Source organism: Mesorhizobium sp. Arg314, assembly GCF_053714275.1.
Window position 1 is genome coordinate 85095 of the sequence record NZ_JBSKBP010000018.1, and the last position, 18520, is coordinate 103614.

At 63.4% G+C, this 18520-nt stretch carries 17 protein-coding genes and 1 tRNA gene; 8 read left to right on the top strand and 10 right to left on the bottom strand.

From position 1 onward, the window contains the following. Positions 1–44: 44 nt before the first annotated feature. On the bottom strand, positions 45–2279 hold the full coding sequence (locus ACWGS9_RS20245) for a GumC family protein (RefSeq protein ID WP_454506899.1): 2235 nt from the start codon (positions 2277–2279) through the stop codon (positions 45–47). A gap of 262 nt (positions 2280–2541) precedes the next feature. Here ACWGS9_RS20245 and ACWGS9_RS20250 point away from each other — a divergent pair, with 262 nt between their 5' ends. The 4 genes from ACWGS9_RS20250 (at position 2542) to ACWGS9_RS20265 (ending at position 7258) form a co-directional block, all read left to right on the top strand. After that, positions 2542–3105 (top strand): polysaccharide biosynthesis/export family protein, encoded by a 564-nt coding sequence (locus ACWGS9_RS20250; protein ID WP_454506900.1) that lies wholly within the window; start codon positions 2542–2544, stop codon positions 3103–3105. A 9-nt stretch (positions 3106–3114) separates the two neighbouring features. Next, complete coding sequence (locus ACWGS9_RS20255) at positions 3115–4245, top strand: glycosyltransferase (RefSeq protein ID WP_454506901.1); 1131 nt, start codon at positions 3115–3117, stop codon at positions 4243–4245. Positions 4246–4343: 98 nt separating this feature from the next. Continuing rightward, positions 4344–5879 (top strand): undecaprenyl-phosphate glucose phosphotransferase, encoded by a 1536-nt coding sequence (locus ACWGS9_RS20260; protein ID WP_454506902.1) that lies wholly within the window; start codon positions 4344–4346, stop codon positions 5877–5879. Continuing rightward, positions 5876–7258, top strand: a complete 1383-nt coding sequence (locus tag ACWGS9_RS20265; RefSeq protein ID WP_454506903.1) for an O-antigen ligase family protein — start codon at positions 5876–5878, stop codon at positions 7256–7258. The genes ACWGS9_RS20260 and ACWGS9_RS20265 overlap by 4 nt, the downstream gene beginning before the upstream one ends. On the opposite strand, the gene ACWGS9_RS20270 is transcribed toward ACWGS9_RS20265, so the two are convergent. Then, positions 7221–7297, bottom strand: a tRNA-Pro gene (locus tag ACWGS9_RS20270). The two genes, ACWGS9_RS20265 and ACWGS9_RS20270, sit on opposite strands and share 38 nt — an antisense overlap. A 262-nt stretch (positions 7298–7559) precedes the next feature. Between ACWGS9_RS20270 and ACWGS9_RS20275 the strand changes: the two genes are divergently transcribed. Then, positions 7560–8621, top strand: a complete 1062-nt coding sequence (locus ACWGS9_RS20275; protein ID WP_454506904.1) for an acyltransferase family protein — start codon at positions 7560–7562, stop codon at positions 8619–8621. 1 nt (position 8622) lies between these two features. Here ACWGS9_RS20275 and ACWGS9_RS20280 read toward each other — a convergent pair whose 3' ends face one another. Beyond that, positions 8623–9636, bottom strand: coding sequence for a sugar-binding transcriptional regulator (locus tag ACWGS9_RS20280; protein ID WP_454506905.1), 1014 nt, complete (start codon positions 9634–9636; stop codon positions 8623–8625). Between the two features lie 147 nt (positions 9637–9783). On the opposite strand from ACWGS9_RS20280, the gene ACWGS9_RS20285 reads away from it, so the two are divergent. Then, complete coding sequence (locus tag ACWGS9_RS20285; RefSeq protein WP_454506906.1) at positions 9784–10569, top strand: hypothetical protein; 786 nt, start codon at positions 9784–9786, stop codon at positions 10567–10569. Between the two features lie 16 nt (positions 10570–10585). Here the strand turns inward: ACWGS9_RS20285 and ptsP are convergent, their stop codons facing one another. From ptsP to ACWGS9_RS20310, 5 genes are all read right to left on the bottom strand, one after another. Then, positions 10586–12556 (bottom strand): phosphoenolpyruvate--protein phosphotransferase, encoded by a 1971-nt coding sequence (gene ptsP / locus ACWGS9_RS20290; protein WP_454506907.1) that lies wholly within the window; start codon positions 12554–12556, stop codon positions 10586–10588. A gap of 105 nt (positions 12557–12661) precedes the next feature. Then, positions 12662–13042: a PTS glucitol/sorbitol transporter subunit IIA gene (locus tag ACWGS9_RS20295; protein WP_454506908.1), complete on the bottom strand. Its 381-nt coding sequence runs from the start codon at positions 13040–13042 to the stop codon at positions 12662–12664. Positions 13043–13160: 118 nt separating this feature from the next. Next, entirely contained in the window at positions 13161–14165 is a 1005-nt protein-coding gene (srlE, locus tag ACWGS9_RS20300) for a PTS glucitol/sorbitol transporter subunit IIB (RefSeq protein WP_454506909.1), read from the bottom strand. Between the two features lie 14 nt (positions 14166–14179). Next, positions 14180–14947: a PTS glucitol/sorbitol transporter subunit IIC gene (gene srlA / locus ACWGS9_RS20305; RefSeq protein WP_320217800.1), complete on the bottom strand. Its 768-nt coding sequence runs from the start codon at positions 14945–14947 to the stop codon at positions 14180–14182. A 52-nt stretch (positions 14948–14999) separates the two neighbouring features. Then, complete coding sequence (locus ACWGS9_RS20310) at positions 15000–15437, bottom strand: transcriptional regulator GutM (protein ID WP_454506910.1); 438 nt, start codon at positions 15435–15437, stop codon at positions 15000–15002. A 189-nt stretch (positions 15438–15626) separates the two neighbouring features. Between ACWGS9_RS20310 and ACWGS9_RS20315 the strand changes: the two genes are divergently transcribed. Together ACWGS9_RS20315 and ACWGS9_RS20320 are read left to right on the top strand one after the other, a co-directional pair. Further along, positions 15627–16268 carry a hypothetical protein gene (locus tag ACWGS9_RS20315; protein ID WP_454506911.1) on the top strand — a complete coding sequence of 214 codons (642 nt, stop codon included), beginning with the start codon at positions 15627–15629 and terminating at the stop codon, positions 16266–16268. 83 nt (positions 16269–16351) lie between these two features. After that, positions 16352–17026: an HAD family hydrolase gene (locus ACWGS9_RS20320; protein ID WP_454506912.1), complete on the top strand. Its 675-nt coding sequence runs from the start codon at positions 16352–16354 to the stop codon at positions 17024–17026. On the opposite strand, the gene ACWGS9_RS20325 is transcribed toward ACWGS9_RS20320, so the two are convergent. Both ACWGS9_RS20325 and ACWGS9_RS20330 read right to left on the bottom strand, forming a co-directional pair. Beyond that, positions 17023–18195, bottom strand: coding sequence for a DUF930 domain-containing protein (locus tag ACWGS9_RS20325; protein WP_454506913.1), 1173 nt, complete (start codon positions 18193–18195; stop codon positions 17023–17025). The two genes, ACWGS9_RS20320 and ACWGS9_RS20325, sit on opposite strands and share 4 nt — an antisense overlap. Positions 18196–18319: 124 nt before the next feature. Continuing rightward, a partial coding sequence (locus tag ACWGS9_RS20330) for a 2-oxo acid dehydrogenase subunit E2 (protein WP_454506914.1) occupies positions 18320–18520 on the bottom strand: 201 nt, incomplete at its 5' end.

Sequence of the window (18520 nt, forward strand, 5' to 3'; positions counted from 1 at the left end):
GTCGGCAGAGTTCCTTCAGCACCGCCGCGTTCTTCGCGCCACCTTCAGGCCGCCGAGCGGCGACCCGGCACAGGCGTTCCCGGCGGCTCATGGCCGACCGGCGTCACCAGCGTGAGATTGGGATAGCCGTTCTCGATCAGCTTGACCGCGGCCTGCGTCACCTGATCGTCGGCCTCCAGCATCGACAGAAAGACCTCGGTGCCGTCGCCGACCAGGCGGCCGATGCCTTGCGCGTCGGCCGGACCGCATTCGACCACGACGAGGTCGTAGGCCGTGGTCAGCGACTGCATGATGATCGGCAACCGATCGGCGGCGCGCATGGCGCGCATCGGATCGGCGGTGCCGACAGGGACGACATGCGCATCCGAATATAGATCGGGATGGATGACGTCGCTGAACTGCGCCTCAGAGGCCAGAAGGTTGGTGATGCCGGGGAAGAGGCTTGAGTCCAGCATCGGCCGCGACGCCGCACCCGATGCGGTGAGATCGAGCAACAGCACGCGCAGGCCGGCGTCCGAAACTTCGCGCGCCACCAGCACGGCGGACGCGGCCGCCTCGTCGCCTTCGGGCGAAACGAAGATCGCGCGCGCCGCGCCGGAAGCGATCAGCTTCTCGGCCGCCTTGTCGACATCGATCTCGCCGAGCCTGGATGGAAGCGGTTCGGGTTTCGGCTCAGGCATTGATTGCCTTGCCTCGACGGAGCCTGGCTCGATCGCCTGGCTCTCCGGTATCCGAGGCAGCCTCTCCGGCAATCGTTCGCTGGCGACAGCCGCCTCATAGGGAGCGAAAGGACTGTCATCGTCTTCGACTTCGCCGACCACCGGTTCGGCACGTGCAGCAGGCATCGCCACCTGCTCTATATTCTCGAAGCGGGCACCCGGGGCCGGACGCATTGCGCGGCCGGAGAACAGTTCGCCAAGCAGCGTGCCGATCGCCATCAACAGCAGCGAAGCGGCGGCGGCGGCCCCGGTGATCGGCCCGATCTTCGGGAAATAGGGCTGCGACGGCACCTGGGCCTTCGCGATCAGGCTCGCCGCGACTGGCAGGTATTTGCGGTCCTTGCGAGATGCCGCCGCGTTGTAGCTTGCCATATAGGATTCAAGCTGTTGGCGCTGAACGTTCGCATCGCGCTGCAAGGCGTCCAGTTGCACCTGCTGCCCGCCGGCGCGCGCCGAGGCGGCCTTCAGGGTGTTGACGTCCGCAACCAGCTGATCCTCGCGGGCCTTGGCCGTCTGGGCCTGGGCCGACAGCCCCCGAATAATCTTTTGAGCCTCATTGCGAATCTGGCCGTCGAGGTCGGCAAGCTGCGACTTCAGCGCCCGAATGCGCGGATGGTTGTCCAGCAGGGTCGTGGAAAGATCGGCAATGTTGGCCCTGAGCTCCACCTGGCGCTCGCGCAGGCGCTGGATCAGGTCCGAAGACAGGACTTCCGGCACGCTGTCCAGCGAAGCGCCGTTCTGCAGCGCCCGGCGCACGCTCTCGGCGCTCGCCTCGGCGGCGGCGCGACCGGCGCGCACTCGCGACAATTCACTCGACAGTTCAGAGAGTTGCTGCGTCGGAAGCACCGAATTGTTGCCGCCCATCAGAAGGTCCGACTGGGCGCGGAAGGCCGCGACCTTCGCCTCGGCGTCCCTCACGCGATTCTGCAGGTCGGCGATTTCCGGCGCGAGAAAGTCGGTGGCGGCGGCGTTCGATTCGAGCTTGGCATCACTCTTCGAGGCGATGTAGGCGTCGGCAATGCCGTTCGCGATCTCAGCGGCAAGCCCGGGGTCCTTCGAGGCGAACTCGATCGCAATCGCGCGGGTCTTTTCAACGGCGTAGACATTGAGCTTGTCGTGCATTGCATTCAACACGCGCTCGTCCGGCGGGATGTCAAAGGGATCGCTCTTCAAGCCGACGAGAACAAGCATGCGCCCGAGCGCCGACATCTTCAGCGTTTCGTCGAACTCCGGCAACTTGTCCAGGTTGAGCCTGGTCGCCACCTGCTTGAGAATGTCGGGCGAGGAAATGATCTGAACCTGGGTGGCCACGCCCTGCTCGTCGAGAATAGGCTTGTCGTCGTCGTTGGTGCCCGGCGGCCGGGTAAACTCCGATTCGCGCGAGCCGATCTCCAACTTGGCCGTCGCCTTATAATATGGCGTCGCGAGCCAGGCGAAAGCAAAGGCCATCCCGGTGACCAGAAGCGTGATAAAAACAATGCGCAGCCAGTTCCGCCCCAGACTGGCGAAAAGCTGCCTCAGGTCGACGTCGACGTCTGCGGCCGCGGACTGAACGGACATGCATCCTGCTCCGAACTTTGAGTCGAGCATGGACCGTAAACAACTATGGTAACTCACCCGTTAAGATCAGAATGCGGGCTTATTAGAGGGCACTCAAAGAAGATCGGGCGAAAGCAATAGAACAATTGAGCTTTTTGCCGATCTGCGCTGTCCCGAACCGCACTCCTTTACCGCCCATTAACCCTAACAGGATGATAACGGACGCACTTTCCTGGGGTTGGCCGCGGCTTGCGGCAAGAGCGATGAAGGTTCCTGGCCGGTCATGAAAAGCACAGCTTCCCTCCTTCGCGCTTTGCTTGCCCTGTCGCTGCTCACCGGCTGCTCCAGCTACCGACCGACACCGGCCGCCTTCCATGAAGTGCTCGATCAGCCCTACCGACTCGGCGCCGGCGACCGCGTCCGGGTCACGGTCTTCGAGCAGGACGGATTGACCAACACCTACAGCGTGGACCAGTCCGGCTATCTCTCCTTTCCGCTGGTCGGCGCGGTGCCGGCGCGCGGCCACACCGCACAGCAGCTGGAAAAAGAAATCGCCGGCAAATTGCGCCAGGGATATTTGCGCGATCCCGACGTTTCCGTCGAGATCGACCGCTATCGGCCGATCTTCGTCATGGGCGAAGTCGGTGCCGCCGGCCAGTATTCCTACGTGCCGGGCCTCACCGTCCAGAAAGCCGTCGCCATCGCCGGCGGCTTCTCGCCGCGCGCCAATCAGGAGAGCGTAGACATCACCCGGGACATCAATGGCAAGGTGATGACCGGGCGGGTGGTGACATCCGACCCGCTGCTGCCCGGCGATACCGTCTACGTCCGCGAACGCCTGTTCTGAAAAACCGTCGTGGCGGTGACCCTCAGGATCGTCCACTGCTTTCGCTCACCTGTCGGAGGAATCTTCCGGCATGTACGCGACCTGACCGAGGCACAGGTCGCCGCCGGCCATTCGGTCGGCATCGTTTGCGACTCGACCACCGGCGGTGACTATGAAGAGCGCTTGTTCGGCGCGATGAAAGACAGCCTGGCGCTCGGCATCCATCGCACGCCGATGCAGCGCCATGTCGGGCCGGGCGACCTCGCCTCGGCCTGGCGCACCTACCGAATCATCCAGGAATTGCGGCCGGACGTGCTGCACGGGCACGGCGCCAAGGGTGGCGCCTATGCTCGGCTGTTCGGCTCACTGTTGCGGGTATCAAGGTTTCGCGTTGCCCGCCTTTATTCGCCGCATGGCGGCTCCCTCCACTATGACGAAACGACGGCGACCGGAAAACTGTTCTTCGGCCTGGAGCGCTTCATGGCGCGCTTCACCGACTGCCTGCTGTTCGTTTCCGACTACGAGCGGAAAACCTATCGCCGCAAAGTCGGCGAACCGCCCATACCCAACCGGCTTGTCTATAACGGTCTGCGCGCCACCGAGTTCGAGCCGGTGGGGACGGCGGCAAACGCCGCCGATTTCTTATACATCGGCATGATGCGCGACCTGAAAGGCCCGGATATCTTCATCGATGCGCTGGCTTCGGCCGGCAGCGCGTTGGGCCGTCCGCTGAGCGCCGTGATGGTCGGCGACGGCGACGACCTGCCGCGCTACCACGCACAGGTCGAACGGCTCGGCCTCAAGGGCCATGTCCGTTTCCTGCCGCCTATGCCGGCGCGGCAGGCCTTTGCACTGGCGGATCAGATCGTCGTGCCCTCCCGCGCGGAGGCGATGCCCTATATCGTGCTGGAGGCTCTCGCCGCCGGCATGCCGATGATCGCGACCGCGGTCGGCGGCATTCCGGAAATCTTCGGCGAGGGCTCCCCTGCCCTGATCCGGCCGGATCCCGGCGAGCTTGCCGGCAAGATGGGCACGGCGTTCGGCGACCGCGATGCTTACCGGAAGGTGATGCCGCAGACCGACGAGCTCAAGGCCCGATTCGGAGCCGATGTGATGGCGGACGAGATCGAGAAGGCCTATTTCGCGGCGCTGAACAACTAGGCCTTTGCCCGCACAACAACTCCAAAACCACTGGTTGTTTCAAGGCTTTCTTAGCTCTCTTTTGCTATGCAGTTCCGCGAAGCTCGCGGACAGTTCCCATGAATGAGATCGACCCCGCGCACCGCTTTTCCATCGATGCGGTGCGCAACTACGACGCTCCCGCCGGGAGCGAAAAACCTGGCGGCATCAACGATGTCGCGCGTCAGGTCGCCTCGCAATACCGGCGCGATACCATGTCGCCGATCATGGTCAGCGGCGTGCTGCGCATAGTCGAGTTCGCACTGCTGTTCCTGTCGGGGCTCGGCGTCTATTTCTGTTATGTCGGCTTCTTCACCTATCTGGCCTGGCAATATCCGCTGGCGATCGCCGCGACGTCGTTCCTGGCCGTGGTGCTGTTCGACGTGACCGACTGCTACCAGATCGCGGCGCTGATGCGCCCGCTGGCCAATTTCGGCCGCGTGCTGCTCGTCTGGGCCGGCAGCTTCGCGCTGATGGCGCTCACCGCCTTCGCCATGAAGGCTTCGGAAGACTTTTCGCGCCTGTTGTTCGGCACCTGGTTCGTGGCCGGCTTTGTGCTGATCTTCGGCCTCAGGCTGGTGATGTCCAGTCTCATCCGGCGCTGGGCGCGCGACGGCCGCATGGAGCGCCGTGCGCTTATCGTCGGCGGCGGCAAGGCTGCCGAACAGCTCATCCGCTCGGTCGAGAAGCAGCCCTACAACGATATCCGCATCTGCGGCATCTTCGACGACCGCAACGACAAGCGCTCGCCGCCGATCGTCGCCGGCTATCCGAAGCTCGGCACGATCTCGGAGCTGATCGAATTCGCCCGCATCGCGCGCATCGACATGCTGATCGTATCGCTGCCGCTGACCGCCGAATCGCGCGTCTTGCAGCTTTTGAAGAAACTCTGGGTGCTGCCGGTCGATATCCGGCTCTCGGCGCATTCGAACGCGCTGCAGTTCCGGCCGCGCGCCTATTCCTACATCGGCTCGGTGCCGATGCTCGACATCTTCGACAAGCCGATCAACGACTGGGATTCGGTTGCCAAGCGCGCCTTCGACATCGTCTTCTCGCTGATCGGCATCATCGTCTTCTCGCCGGTGATGCTCGCCACCGCGATCGCCATCAAGCTCGACAGCAAGGGGCCGGTGCTGTTCAAGCAAAAGCGGCACGGCTTCAACAACGAGATCATCGAGGTCTACAAGTTCCGCTCGATGTTTACCGAGCGGTCCGACCCGACCGCCAAGCAGACTGTGACCAGGAACGATCCGCGCGTCACCCGCGTCGGCCGCTTCATCCGCAGGACCTCGATCGACGAACTGCCGCAGTTCTTCAACTCGCTGTTCGGCTCGCTGTCGCTGGTCGGGCCGCGCCCGCATGCCATCGCCGCGCAGTCGCACAATCTGCTCTACAACGAAGTGGTCGACGGCTACTTCGCCCGCCACAAGGTCAAGCCCGGCGTCACCGGCTGGGCGCAAATCAATGGCTGGCGCGGCGAGATGGACACCAACGAAAAGATCCGCGTGCGCACCGAATACGACCTCTACTACATCGAGAACTGGTCGATGCTGTTCGACCTGCGCATCCTGTTCCTGACGCCGATCCGCCTGCTCAACACGGAAAACGCCTATTGAGCGCCATCGCCCATGAATTGCCGGCGTCGGCGCTCAACAGGTTGCCGGCGGTCAACAGGTTGCCGCCTCCGGCGGTCAACGCCAAGCTGATTTCGCTGATTGCGTCGGCGGCGATCGGCGTCGGCATCCTGCTCTCCGGCTTCGTCATCAGCGAGCCCGCGCCTTACGAAATCTACATGGCCGGGCTGATCGCCGTCTGGGCGCTGTTCGGCCTCAGGATCTCGCGCGCCATCGTGCCGTTGCTGGTGCTTCTGGTGGCGATGAATATCGGCGGCATGATCGCGATGACGCAGATGGCGGATCTCGCCAACACGCCGCTCTATCTCGCCGTCTCACTGTTTCTCGCCTTCAGCGCGGTGTTCTTCGCTTCGGTGACGTCTGTCCAACCCAGCCTCTACCGGCTGATCTTCATCGCTTACGTCGTGTCGGCCGTGGCGACGTCGCTGCTCGGCATCGCCGGTTACTTCCATGCCTTTCCGGGCGCGGAAATGTTCACCAAATACGACCGCGCCGCCGGCGCCTTCCAGGACCCGAATGTGTTCGGGCCGTTCCTGGTGCTGCCCGGAACCTATCTGCTCTATTTGCTCTTGACCGGTCCGGTATCCCGCATGCCGCTTTTGGCGGTGCCGCTGCTCATCATCTCCGCCGGCATCTTCTTCTCCTTCTCGCGCGGCGCCTGGGGCATGTTCGCAGTGTCGGCGGTGCTGCTCACCGCTTGCCTGTTCCTGCAGAGCGCCAGCGGCATGTTCCGGCTGCGGGTGGTGGTGATGACGATCGCGGCCGTGGCGCTGCTCGTCATCGCCATCCTGGTCATCCTGCAACTGCCCGGCGTATCGGACATGTTCACCCAGCGCGCGCAGCTCGAGCAGAGCTACGACTCGGCGCGGCTTGGCCGCTTCGCCCGCTATGCGATCGGCTTCCAGCTGGCGATGGAGCATCCGTTCGGCATCGGCCCGCTGGTCTTCGGCACGATCTATGGCGAGGACACGCACGACATCTGGCTCAAGGCGCTGATGGACTATGGCTGGCTGGGCTTTGTGTCGTTCCTGACGCTGACGCTATGGACGATCGGCGCCGGCTTCCGCATCCTTTTGCGCGACCGGCCCTGGCAGCCCTATCTGCTTTGCGCGTATGTCGCCTATCTCGGCAATATCGGGCTCGGCACCTTCATCGACATCGACCACTGGCGCCATCTTTATCTGCTGATGGGATTGGTGTGGGGCGCCATCGCGCTGGAATATCGGCATCAGCGGCAATTGCGGCTGGCGGACCAGAAACAATCCGCCGCAAGGCTGTCGCTCTCGACCAACGAAATTCCGGGGGCAAGTCTCAGGTTGAAAATGGTCGGAGTGGCCGGATTCGAACCGACGACCCCTTGACCCCCAGTCAAGTGCGCTACCGGGCTGCGCTACACTCCGGACCGCGCAAAGCCCTATATTCTCAAGGGAGCCGGCGCAAGGCCAAATCGGACAAAATTACATCGTATATTCCCGCTGCCGGAAGCGGACGTTGCGACAGTCCCCGTCGGGCCTTGGGCGATACGGGAGCAGCCGCGCCTTCGGAGCGCTGCCACCAGCGCGGCGTGCTAACGAGTTTGTTAATGCGTCTCGAAGTATAGGTTTTCCCGGGCAGCATCGAGAGTTCTGAGCACCGCTTCGCTCTCACAGCCGGGCACTCTGTATGAAGCCGAAGCCTCTTCCAACTCGAACGAACCTGACACAGCTGACAAGCTTGCGGTTTTTTGCCGCTTTCTATGTGCTTGTGTTCCATTCGGCCGACATCAGCGGAGCGACGGCCAGTTTCGTGAAGAACGGTTATCTCGGCGTCTCGTTTTTCTTCCTGCTATCAGGCTTCATCCTCACCCATTCCTACTTCGACAAGATGTCCGATTGGGACGACGTTCGACAGTTCGCCATAGCGAGATTTGCCAGAATTTATCCGGTCTATCTCCTTGCCCTTGTCGTGGCTCTGCCGCTGTTAACCCTGCCTTTCGATTATCCGCTTGCATCACTGGCGACACTTGGCCTCATTCAAACCTGGGGTGCACCAACGTCGGAGCTTGGATTCTTCTGGAATCCTCCGGGCTGGACGCTTTCGATCGAATTCTTTTTCTACCTTATGTTCCCGTTGCTGCTTGCCCTCCTTTCAAGACTTACGAATGCAGCCCTGTGGGTGAGCTTGGCAGTTACGGTGCTGATCTTCGCCGTTATGTGCCTGCCGGGCCTCGGACCGACGGGTTACCTTGCGTTCGGCTGGATGGAGCTGGTGCCTCTCCCGCTTCTGAGGCTGCCCGAATTCATGACCGGCATGATTTGCGCCTTGCTGTTTCGGGCCGGCGCGCTCGATCGTTTTCGCAACGACTTAGCCGCCATTCTGGCCATGGCGTTCACGGTAGCCACGCTTATCGCGACAAGCACGGAGACGACAGGATGTTTCGCGGCAATAGGCTTCGTTGCCCTGATTGCGACTTGCGCCGTGAATGACGGCATCGTTCAACGCGCGCTGTCTTACAGGCCGCTCTTGCTGCTGGGCAATGCCAGCTATGCCCTCTACCTCCTTCAAATCCCGGTTCGGGGGTGGACTCTGGTGATATTCACCGGAGAATGGAATTGGGTCGGACGCCTTTTGTATCTGCCCTTGCTGATCATTGTTTCGGTCGTCGTCTTCATTCTGATCGAGGAACCCGCCCGCAAGCTCCTCCGCGGTTCGGCTCCGAAGCGGTCGAGCCCTTCCGCCGCATAATTCAAGCCGTATGCGCCGCGAGCATGCGGCGAGCGCTTTGCTCGTCGGTGATCAGGATGGTCGGCGCGATCAGGTTCATGGCGCCGAGCAGCGCCTCGGTCTTCTCCGCGCCGCCGGAGGTGAGGATGCGGATCGGGGCCTTGCGCAGGCGGTCGACATCCACCGACATCACATGGCTGTTGACGGGATGGTCGACCAGATCGCCATTGCGGTCGTAGAAATGGAACAGAAGGTCGCCGACCGCGCCTCGCGCCAGCAGGGCCTCGCGATCCGCTTCCTTGAGGAAGCCGCCGCGCGAGAAGGTGGTGGCCGAAGCGATGCCCCCGACGCTCAGCAGAACGGCATCGAGCGCGTCGGCCATTTCAAAAACCTCCTGCAGGCCGCAGCGCTCGACCAGCGCGATCTTGGTCTCGACGCTGTCGACGACGGCCGGCGTCGGCATCAGATAGCCGTCGCCCTGAAATATCTGGGCGAAGCGCCAGGCGAACTCGGCCGGGTTGACCCGGCGCGCGATGCCAACACCGCCGAGCAGCGAAATCACCTTGAAATCGGTCAGCGACTTGGCGCTGATGAACGGCAAGGAGTTGAACAGCGTCACGCCCCAGCCGACACCGACCTGCATGCCCGATTTCATCGCGTCGGACAGGAACATGCCGGTCTTGGCGGCGATTGCCGGGATCGGATCGGCATTAGGGTCGGTGAGCGGCGCGACCAGGGCCTGCTGCAGGCCGAAGGTCTTTTCCAGCGCCCGCTCCAGCCGCACGATCTCGGAGAGCTCGCTCTCGATGGTGATCTTGACCTCGTTGCGCGCCCTCGCTTCCGCCAGCATGCGCACGATGGTGACGCGGCCGACGCCGAGCACGTCGGCGATCTCGTTCTGCGTCATCTGCTCGACGAAATACATCCAGGCGGCGCGAATCCTGAGGCGGTCGGTCCGGCTCTCAGTGACGATCTGCTCGGCCGCTTCCGCTGTCGCCTTGCCGTTTACGGATTCGTCCTGCCGTCGCCTGCCCAAGTTCCCCTCCGCGATACAACTGCCGTCGCCGATTCTGCGTGCTGGTTAAATATCGCCTATTGATCTACCAATCGATACGAACAATCTAGAGAGGGCGACTGGCACTCCGAAGCCATGGTCGGCTTCAGCATTTCGAGGCGATTGGCGATGCTGCGACAAATTTCCGAAGATGTCCGCGTCAACCTGAAGGATCGGCTTCGGGAACTGCGCGATGCCATCCGCCAGAGCCGGCACGACAGTGCCGGCGAGACCTCGCACGATATCGCAAGCAATTTGCCGCCCTTTCCGGGCCGTAGCCTGCTTGGCCATGCCGCGAGCGCTGTCGACGAGGCGCTGACGATCGCCGAATCCTTCGTTCCGCATTCCCGGCCGCTCAAGGTCGACGGCACGACCGTCAAAAGCCTTCGGGCCTATTTCCCGGGAGGTAATGAAGACCGGCAGATCAGCGGCGAACGTCAGTTCAGGCGCGACATGTATTATCTGACGCGAGCGGTTCTCGCCGGCTACGGCGTCGACAATCCGCGCGTTCACGAGGCGAGTTTTTCCGCCGTGCACGCCGCGATGCGCAAGAGCCACGCCGATCTTCTGGCTGGCGCGACGGCGGACGCGGCATCCACGGATCAGGTCGCGGCCGCCTGCGCCGCCCTGCTCGTCGAATGCCTCAACCACCGTCCGGTTCAGCCGGGCGAGATCGGAACGGGCCCGGCGATCGCCGGCGACCGGTCTCTCGACATCAAATGCCTTGCGCCTGTTGTTCTTGCCTGCGGACTGGCGACGAAGGCGGACGACGGCATGCCGGAGCCCGACATTCTCGAGATCGCGGTGCTGGCGGCCGAGGTGCGGGAGGATCGCATCCGGCAGGCCTGCGCCCAGGCGAATGCGGCGCAGGAACTGATACCGGTTCTCGGCACCCTGCTTGCGCATCTGACGTAACCGCCGCGAGGATCCGCTATCTTTCGGCCGCCATGGCCGCGATGGTCTTCTTGGCGCGCTGGATCGAGGCCGGGCTCATGCTGAGCTCGGTAAGGCCCATCTTGATGAAGGCCGGGATCAGATCCGGACGGCCGGCGGCCTCGCCGCACATGCCCACCATGATGCCGGCGGCGACACCTGCCCTGGCCGTCAGCTCGATCGCCGACATCACCGCCGGATTGGTGACGTCATTGAGCTTGGCGACCGTCGGATTGAGGCGGTCGGCCGCCATGATGTACTGGGTGAGATCGTTGGTGCCGATCGAGAAGAACGCGACCTCTTTTGCCAGCGCCGGCGCAATCAGCACGGCGGCCGGCGTCTCGATCATCACGCCGAGATCGAAGCCCGCATGCGGCACGCCTTCGGCCTTCAGCTCGGCGCCGCATTCCTCGACCAGCGCGCGGGTGCGCGTCACCTCCGCAATCTCCGAAACCATCGGCAGCATCACCTTGATGTTGCCTTGGACGGCGGCGCGCAGCAGCGCCCGCAATTGACGCTTGAAGATATCGGGCCGGTCGAGACACATGCGGATGCCGCGCCAGCCGAGGAAGGGATTTTCCTCGTCGGGAAATTCGATGCCGGCGATCGGTTTGTCGCCGCCGATGTCGAGCGTGCGCACGATGACAGAATGCGGCGCAAACGCCTTGGCCAAAGCGCTGTAGGTCTCGGCCTGCATGTCTTCCGACGGCAAATGCATGTGGCGCATGAAGAGCAGCTCGGTGCGGAACAGCCCGACGCCCATGGCGCCGGCTTCCTGCGCCGCCTCGATCTCCTCGAGCGAACCGATATTGGCCGCGACCTCGATCACCGTGCCGTCGGCGCGGGTAGGCGTCACGCCCTTGAATACCTTGAGGCCCGCGCGCTCCTGTGCCGCCGCCTCGACACGCCGGGCGAAATCGGCACGCGCCGCCTCGTTCGGATCGACGATCACATGCCCGGCATTGCCGTCGATCGCCACCTGCCTGGCGGTGCGCAACTCGTTGACCTTGTCGCCAAGACCCAGCACCGCCGGGATGCCGTGCGAGCGCGCGATGATGGCGATGTGCGAGGTGGCGCCGCCATGGCCGCAGACCACGCCGCCGATGCGCTTCAGCGGCGCGCGCGCCAGATCCCAGGCGCCGATGTCGTCGGCAATCAGGATCGCGCCCTGCGGAATAGTCTCCAGGCTGACCTCGTCCTGGCCGAGCAGCACCAGGCAGATCTGCCGGCCGACGGCATGGACGTCGTCGGCCCGGGCGTTGAGATAGTGGTCGTCGACCGCGCTGAAATCGGCGGCGATGCTGGCCGCGGCGGCAATGACCGCCGAAACCGCATCGTCGCCGCCCTGGATCAGCCTTTCGACCTCGCCGGTCAGGCTGTCGTCGGCGGCGATGTCGCGCAGAGCCGCGACGATGCCACGGTCACCGGCCGAGAGATTGTCTTCGGCAAGCGTACGATCCATCCGCGCCTGGACCATCGACACGGCGCCACGGAACCGTTCGACCTCGCCATCGATCTCGCCAGCCTGCAGGCGCCGGCCAGGTCCTTCGATCTCGGCCGGAAAATGGGCAAAGGCCGGCCCTATGGCCACCCCTTCGCTGGCGGCGACGCCCTGCAGTTTCGGTGATCCATCCGCCGGTGCGGCAGCCGGTGGTGCTGCCTCGGGAGCGGCTGCGGAGGCGGCTTCGACCGCCTCGCCCTCGTCGTCGAGGCCAGCGCGCGGGTTCTCCAGATAACCGATCAGCGCCTCGATCGCTTCGATCGCGTCGGCGCCGTTGGCGCGTACGGTGACTTCCTGGTTTTCCTTGACCGCCAGCAGCATGAGCTTGACCGAGCTCTTGGCGCTGACCGCCTTGCCGTCCTTGACCAGCTCGACATCGGATTCGAAACCCTTGGCGAGCTTCACGAACCGCGTGGCGGGACGGGCGTGCAAACCTTCATGCACTCTGACGATGGTCGAGCGTTCCATGGCAAAGACTCTTTGTTTTGACGCAATTCCTGACGGAAAACCGCTTCACATTTTTCCTGGAATTGCTCTAGCTTGCGGCGCCATCTTCCCGACGGCGCGATCCTATCAGGCGGCGATGGTGATGACAGTGCCCGGCGTAAGCGCCGCCACGAGCGCTCCGGTATCGACCTCGGATGCGCAGACTTCGCCCGGTCGTTCGGCCTCGGTCGCTCCATTGAAGGAGATGACGACGTGGCCCATCTCCCGGACCTTGCTCCATGCGGTGGAACCAACCGCCGTTATCGTCGCCGACACCGGTCCGAGCGTGATCGAGGCGCCCTTTTGCGGCGCGTCGTCACTGGGTCCCTGCTCCGTGCTGTGCAGCACGGAAACCTCGGCCAGTTCGGGAGGCGAGCCATCCGCGAACAGGATGACCACGCCGCCCTCGGCGAGGTCCGCCACTTCGGGTCCAATTGCCGTGACCCGTGTCTTGAGAAGAACCGACATGTGGCGAACCTCGATATTGTTGATGTCTTGGAGCAGCTCAGCGTTCCGCTAACCTGCTCCGATTGTTTGTCACGCAATTCCGAACGGAAAACCGCTGCGCACTTTTCCTGGAATTGCTCTAGAAAACGATCAGGGAGACGACCCATGCGATCAGCACAGAGACCGGCCCCATGATCTGGCGGCTGATGAGCACCGCCGGCACGCCGATTTCGATCGTCTTCGGCTTGGCCTCACCGAGCGCCAGGCCGACGGGAACGAAGTCGCAGCCCACCTGGGTGTTGTAGGCAAACAGCGCCGGCAGAGCCATTGCGGGCGAGATGGTGCCGTTGGCGATCTGCGGGCCGATGATGGCGACGCCGATGACCTGCGCGATAACCGCGCCCGGCCCCAGGATGGGCGACAGGAACGGCAGGCCGCAGATGGCCGAGATGACCAGCAGGCCGACGATGTTGTTGGCCAGCGGACCCATCGGCTGCGCCAGCACGTCGCCGATGCCGGTGTAGAGGATCAGGCCGATCAGCATGGTCACGAAGGCCATGAAGGGCAGCACATTGCGGATGACCTGATCGATGGTACGGCGGCCGGCGTTGAAGAAGATGCCGACGACGCGGCCCATGACGCGGCCGATCGAGCTGATCAGGCCGATCATCCCGCCTTCGCTCGGCAGCGGCTGTGGCGCCGCGGCCGCAGTTTTGTTGCTTGAACTCATCGATGCTGCTCCCCCCGCGGTGGTAACCGCCTCGGATCCGTCCGCCATTGTGACGTTGGCCGGCTTGACGCCCGAAACGTAGATGTCTTCCGTGATGAACTGGGCGAGCGGACCCGCCTGGCCGACCGGCGTCAGATTGACGGTCGGGATACGCTTGCGCGGGTAGACGCCGCAGCGCGCGGTGCCGCCGCAATCGACGACGACGACCGCCATCTCGCTTTCGATCGGCGGCGCCTTGAAGCCGTCTACGGCCTCGGCGCCGGTCATGTCGGCGATGAGCCGCGCCACCGGATGAATGCCGCCGCCGGTTACCGACACGACCTTGCTGCGCTGCTCGGTCGGCTCGATGACCAGCGGGCCACCCCAACCGGTGGAACCCCTCGAGATCTTTACTGCCTTGTATGTCTTGGCCATGGTGTCCTCCCCCCTTAGAGCTCTACGCCCTGGCGACGCGCCATGATGGCCGTGATGCGCTCGGTCAGGATGCCCTTCAGCAGGATGACGACGAGGCCGACAAGGGCGTACCAGATGGCCACCTTGACGTGATAGCCGCTGGCGATGACGCCTCGCTTCTCGAGGTCGAGCAACGCGACGAGCATGCCGCCCCAGACGAAATATTCACCGGGGTTGATATGCGGGAAGAGGCCGAGCGGCGGATGCACGTAGGACACTGCCGCGTCGTAGAAGGCAGGCTTGTGCTTTTCTTCCAGGAAAGAGCCGAAGGTGTAGGCCATCGGGTTGGTGAGGAAGAACACCGACAGGACCGGCAGCACGGTATAGCGGGTCAGCGCGATGCGGCCGGCGCCTCGCGCCAGGCCGTGGACGCGCTCTTCGCCGACCAGTTCGGTGACGGCGTAGAAGGCCGTCATCAGCACGACCAGCGTCGGGATGATCCCGGTGACGAAGCCGGCGAACACTTCGCCGCCCTTCTGGAAGATGCCGATGAAGTATTTGCCGATCGCGGTCAGCCAGCCGAGCTGCTCTTCCTGCTGCACGTTCTTCAGCTGTTCCTTCAGCTGATCGGCGGTGACCGGCGCGCTGTCGGTCTGCGCCTGCGCCAGGACCACGAGATGATCGGTGGCATGCTCGACGCCGAGCTTGCCGTGCCAGGCAGCATCCGAGACCATGGTGCCTGCCACATGCAGGTTATGCACCGCCAGGTCGGCATGCTGCGCCAATAACGAAATTACAGACATTTCTCCTCCTTATGACCCCTGCCGGTCATTCCCAGCCGGCCGCCGGTGTCGTTTAAGCCCTTGCTACGTTCAAGCCGGACAGGCCCGGCTTCTTCCCCGGCTCCGACCGCGCGCGGTCGATCTGCTCGATCGCCCGTTTCACGGCCTCGGCCACACCGGGTTCCCCCTCCCCGATGATCGCAGGGTTGGACCGGAGTCGATCGAGGGGGATGCCCTCGAACTCTTCATGTCGCTTGAATTTGGTCAGCACCGAACGGCCGCTCATGACCATCATGCGGCGCACGATGAGGTCCGGCGTCACGACGATGAGCGCGATGGTGCCCTTGGCCAGCCGGCCGCGGAAATTGCCGGCGCCGACGAAGCCGTCCTCGTACTGATTGGTGACGCCTTTGAAGACGTCCGAATAGTGCCGCATCTGCAGCCAGACGCCGAGCGATTGCAGCGCCCAGACAACAAACAGCAGAAGCAGTGCCCACTGCCAGATCGCCATTTCGGTTTCCTCCCGAGTCTCATTCTCCGGCGCATATTGAACGGAGGCGAGATGACCCGAAAGTGAGAACATTTGTTTCCAAGAATGTCAACATGTATTATATTAGTCGCCATAACGCTCCACAGGCGACTGGCCGATTTCGGCATCGGCGGCGCCTGTGCTAGCCTGTCTTCAAATGGGATGTGAGACATGGATCTGCCCTTCAGGCACGAACTGGCGCTTATGCCGGACCTCCGCCACCGACTGCGGCAGTTGCGCTGGTTTCGCGCCACTTTCCGCAGCAGCGCGAAGGTGGTGTCGGAAACATTCGGCGTGCGCTTCGAAATCGACGAGGCCAAGCTGACGCGCGCCTTTCTCGACTGGATCGAGGTGATGGAAGCGCAGAAGCGATTCGCGGCGATAGACCGTGCGGACTTCATCGTCTTCGCCGCCGGGCTGGTGCTGCGCGAGTTGATCCGGCAGGCGCCTGCGCGCGAGATCTCCGGCCTCACCGCAATGATCGAGACCGAGGCCAATGCCGGCACGGCGGAAATCGTGCGCTTCTGGCCGGAGGGATTTCTCTATACCAACTACTGCGTGTCGGCGATCCTGGCCGTGCACGAGCAGGAGTTCGGCACAGCGCCGAGCATCGACAAATGCGCCGACGACCTGCGCACCTGGTGGTCCTATCGCGAGAACGCGACGGAAATGCCCGCCTACGCTGTCGCCTTTCTCGACCGCTTCCTCGGCGCCGAACCCAACTGGATCACGCCCGACCGCGCGCAGTCGCGCCAAGCCATGCAGCGCGCGCTTGGGTCCTCGCCGGTCAGCGACGCGCTGCGCCAGCTTTGATACGCCGGGCCGCCTTACTATTGAACATCTGACTTTTTACCGATAGCGATGTGCAACATTGATATCGAAGCCGGGAGAGGCGCGTGGCGCGATCCAGACTGATGATTTTCGACTGCGACGGCGTTCTCATCGACAGCGAGCCGCTGGCCGCCAAAGCCTATGAGCGAGTCTATGAGAAGCACGGCATGCCCGGCGTTCATGGCGGCGTCATCGCGCAATGCATCGGCATGAAGCAGTCGGACATCATCCTCAAAATCAAGGAGCTGACCGGCCATCAGTTCCCGCCCGCCGCCGACGGCGACATCTGGGCCGAGACCAAGCTGCTCTTTTCCGAAGAGTTGAAGCCGACGCCGGGCTCTGTGCCGTTCTTGAGCGCGCTTGCCGGCGACCGCTGCGTTGCCTCGTCATCCTCGGTCGAACGCATCAACCACAGCCTGTCGGTGACCGGCCTGTCGCGCTTCTTCGGCGAGGCGATCTTCTCCTCCTCGATGGTGAAGAACGGCAAGCCGGCGCCCGACATCTTCCTTTACGCCGCCGAGAAGATGGGCGCCAAGCCGGTCGACTGCATCGTGGTCGAGGATTCGCCGTTCGGCGTCCAGGGCGCGGTTGCGGCCGGCATGATAGCGATCGGCTATACCGGCGGCGGCCACACCTATCCCGAACATGGCGCGCGGCTGGAGGCTGCCGGAGCCGATTTCATCTGCGCCGACTGGCATGAAGTTGCCCGGCAGTTGGCGGAGATCGGAGTGCTGGCCTAATTTAGCGGATACTTGGTAAATCCTCGCTGCGCCCATTCGCCAGGCGGAATCAACGGCCCAACACGGAAATTGAAAGACAGGACCCTCGTCGCATCAGCGTCAACCTCACACCGGAAGGTTAGATCGTACCACTGGGTCCTCGTGCTGAAGGCGGACTGGGCAGGACTGAGCACATTGCCTTTGTCCAGCGGAATAGTGGGCACCCATTTGATCGAATAGTCGGCGCTTTGCAATTCTTGGCTCAGAACGTTGCCGCAAAGGTTGGCTACGCGCTGTCCCCTCGGCACGTTTTCCATTGAGCTTGTGGCCAGCGCGTTGCCGGTTGCACCCGGCGAGTAAAGCTTTCTGACGCCCGGCAGGCCGGAATAGATCGGCGATCCCGCGACCTCGCTGTCGGCAGGGTTTGACCTTCCCGGGTTCCCGCTTGGCGCTCTCAAAGCTCTTGCGGATTTAAACTTCGTCGCCTTGGAAGGTTTAGGCTTTGCCTTTTCGGCCGGCGCAGGCTTGTCGCCGGCTTCGGCCGCCAACGGCTTTGGCGTTTCGGCCGCTTGCTTTTCGGCGGTTTGGGGAGCTGCCTCTTGCTTTTCCGGCTGCTGTTTGTCAGTGCCCTCGGTCGTCTGCTTCTCCTCGCTTTGCGCGGGTTTTTCGTCCGGCGCGGCGGTTACCGGCTTTTCTTGAGCCTTGTTGGTGTCCGCCTGCTGCTCGGGCGTTGCAGGCGGAGCGGGCTGGTTGGGCGTGGGCTTCGGGTTGACAGGCTGCTTCGCGGCCTCATCCCGGGCGGGGGACGGCGCGTTGGCTGGAGCGTTGCCGCCGTCGAGAGATTTCTCCGGGCCGGTATCCTTCTCGCCATACTGGAAAACACGCTTCAGAACCGGGATGTCCTGCGGTTTCGGCGGCTGCGGAGGCGGTGGCTTTTGCACGGCCTGCTCAGGTGGCTTTTCAGCCTTCTTTTCAGGCGTCGGCTCCGGCGGCTTTGGAGCGGGCTTTGGCTTGGGCTGATCGGGTGGCGGCACGATCGCGACGTTGACCGGCTGTTCCTGCTGATCCGGCTGTTGCTCGGGTCTCGGCAAGCCAAAGAACAGGAACGCCGCGATCAGGGCATGCAGGAATAGCGATGCGGCCAAGGCCCACCGCCAATTCCGAAACCATTCCCGCATCTTGCCCTTCATTGCGCCCGATGTGGAACGAAATGACGGCGGCTTCAAGCACCGGGCCGGGATTCGCGCGAGCTGCCGGCCTGACAAGTCGGTGATCGGAGACGAGCAAGCGCATCAAGGCCCTGCAGGGGTTGGCTTACACCAGCATGCCCATTGGGTTCTCGATCATGCGTTTGAAGGCACCGAGCAATTCCGCGCCGAGCGCGCCGTCGACGGCCCGGTGATCGGTCGAGAGCGTCACCGACATCACGTTGGCAATTTTGATCTCGCCGTTCTTGACCACCGCGCGCTGCTCGCCGGCGCCGACCGCCAGGATCGTCGCATGCGGCGGGTTGAT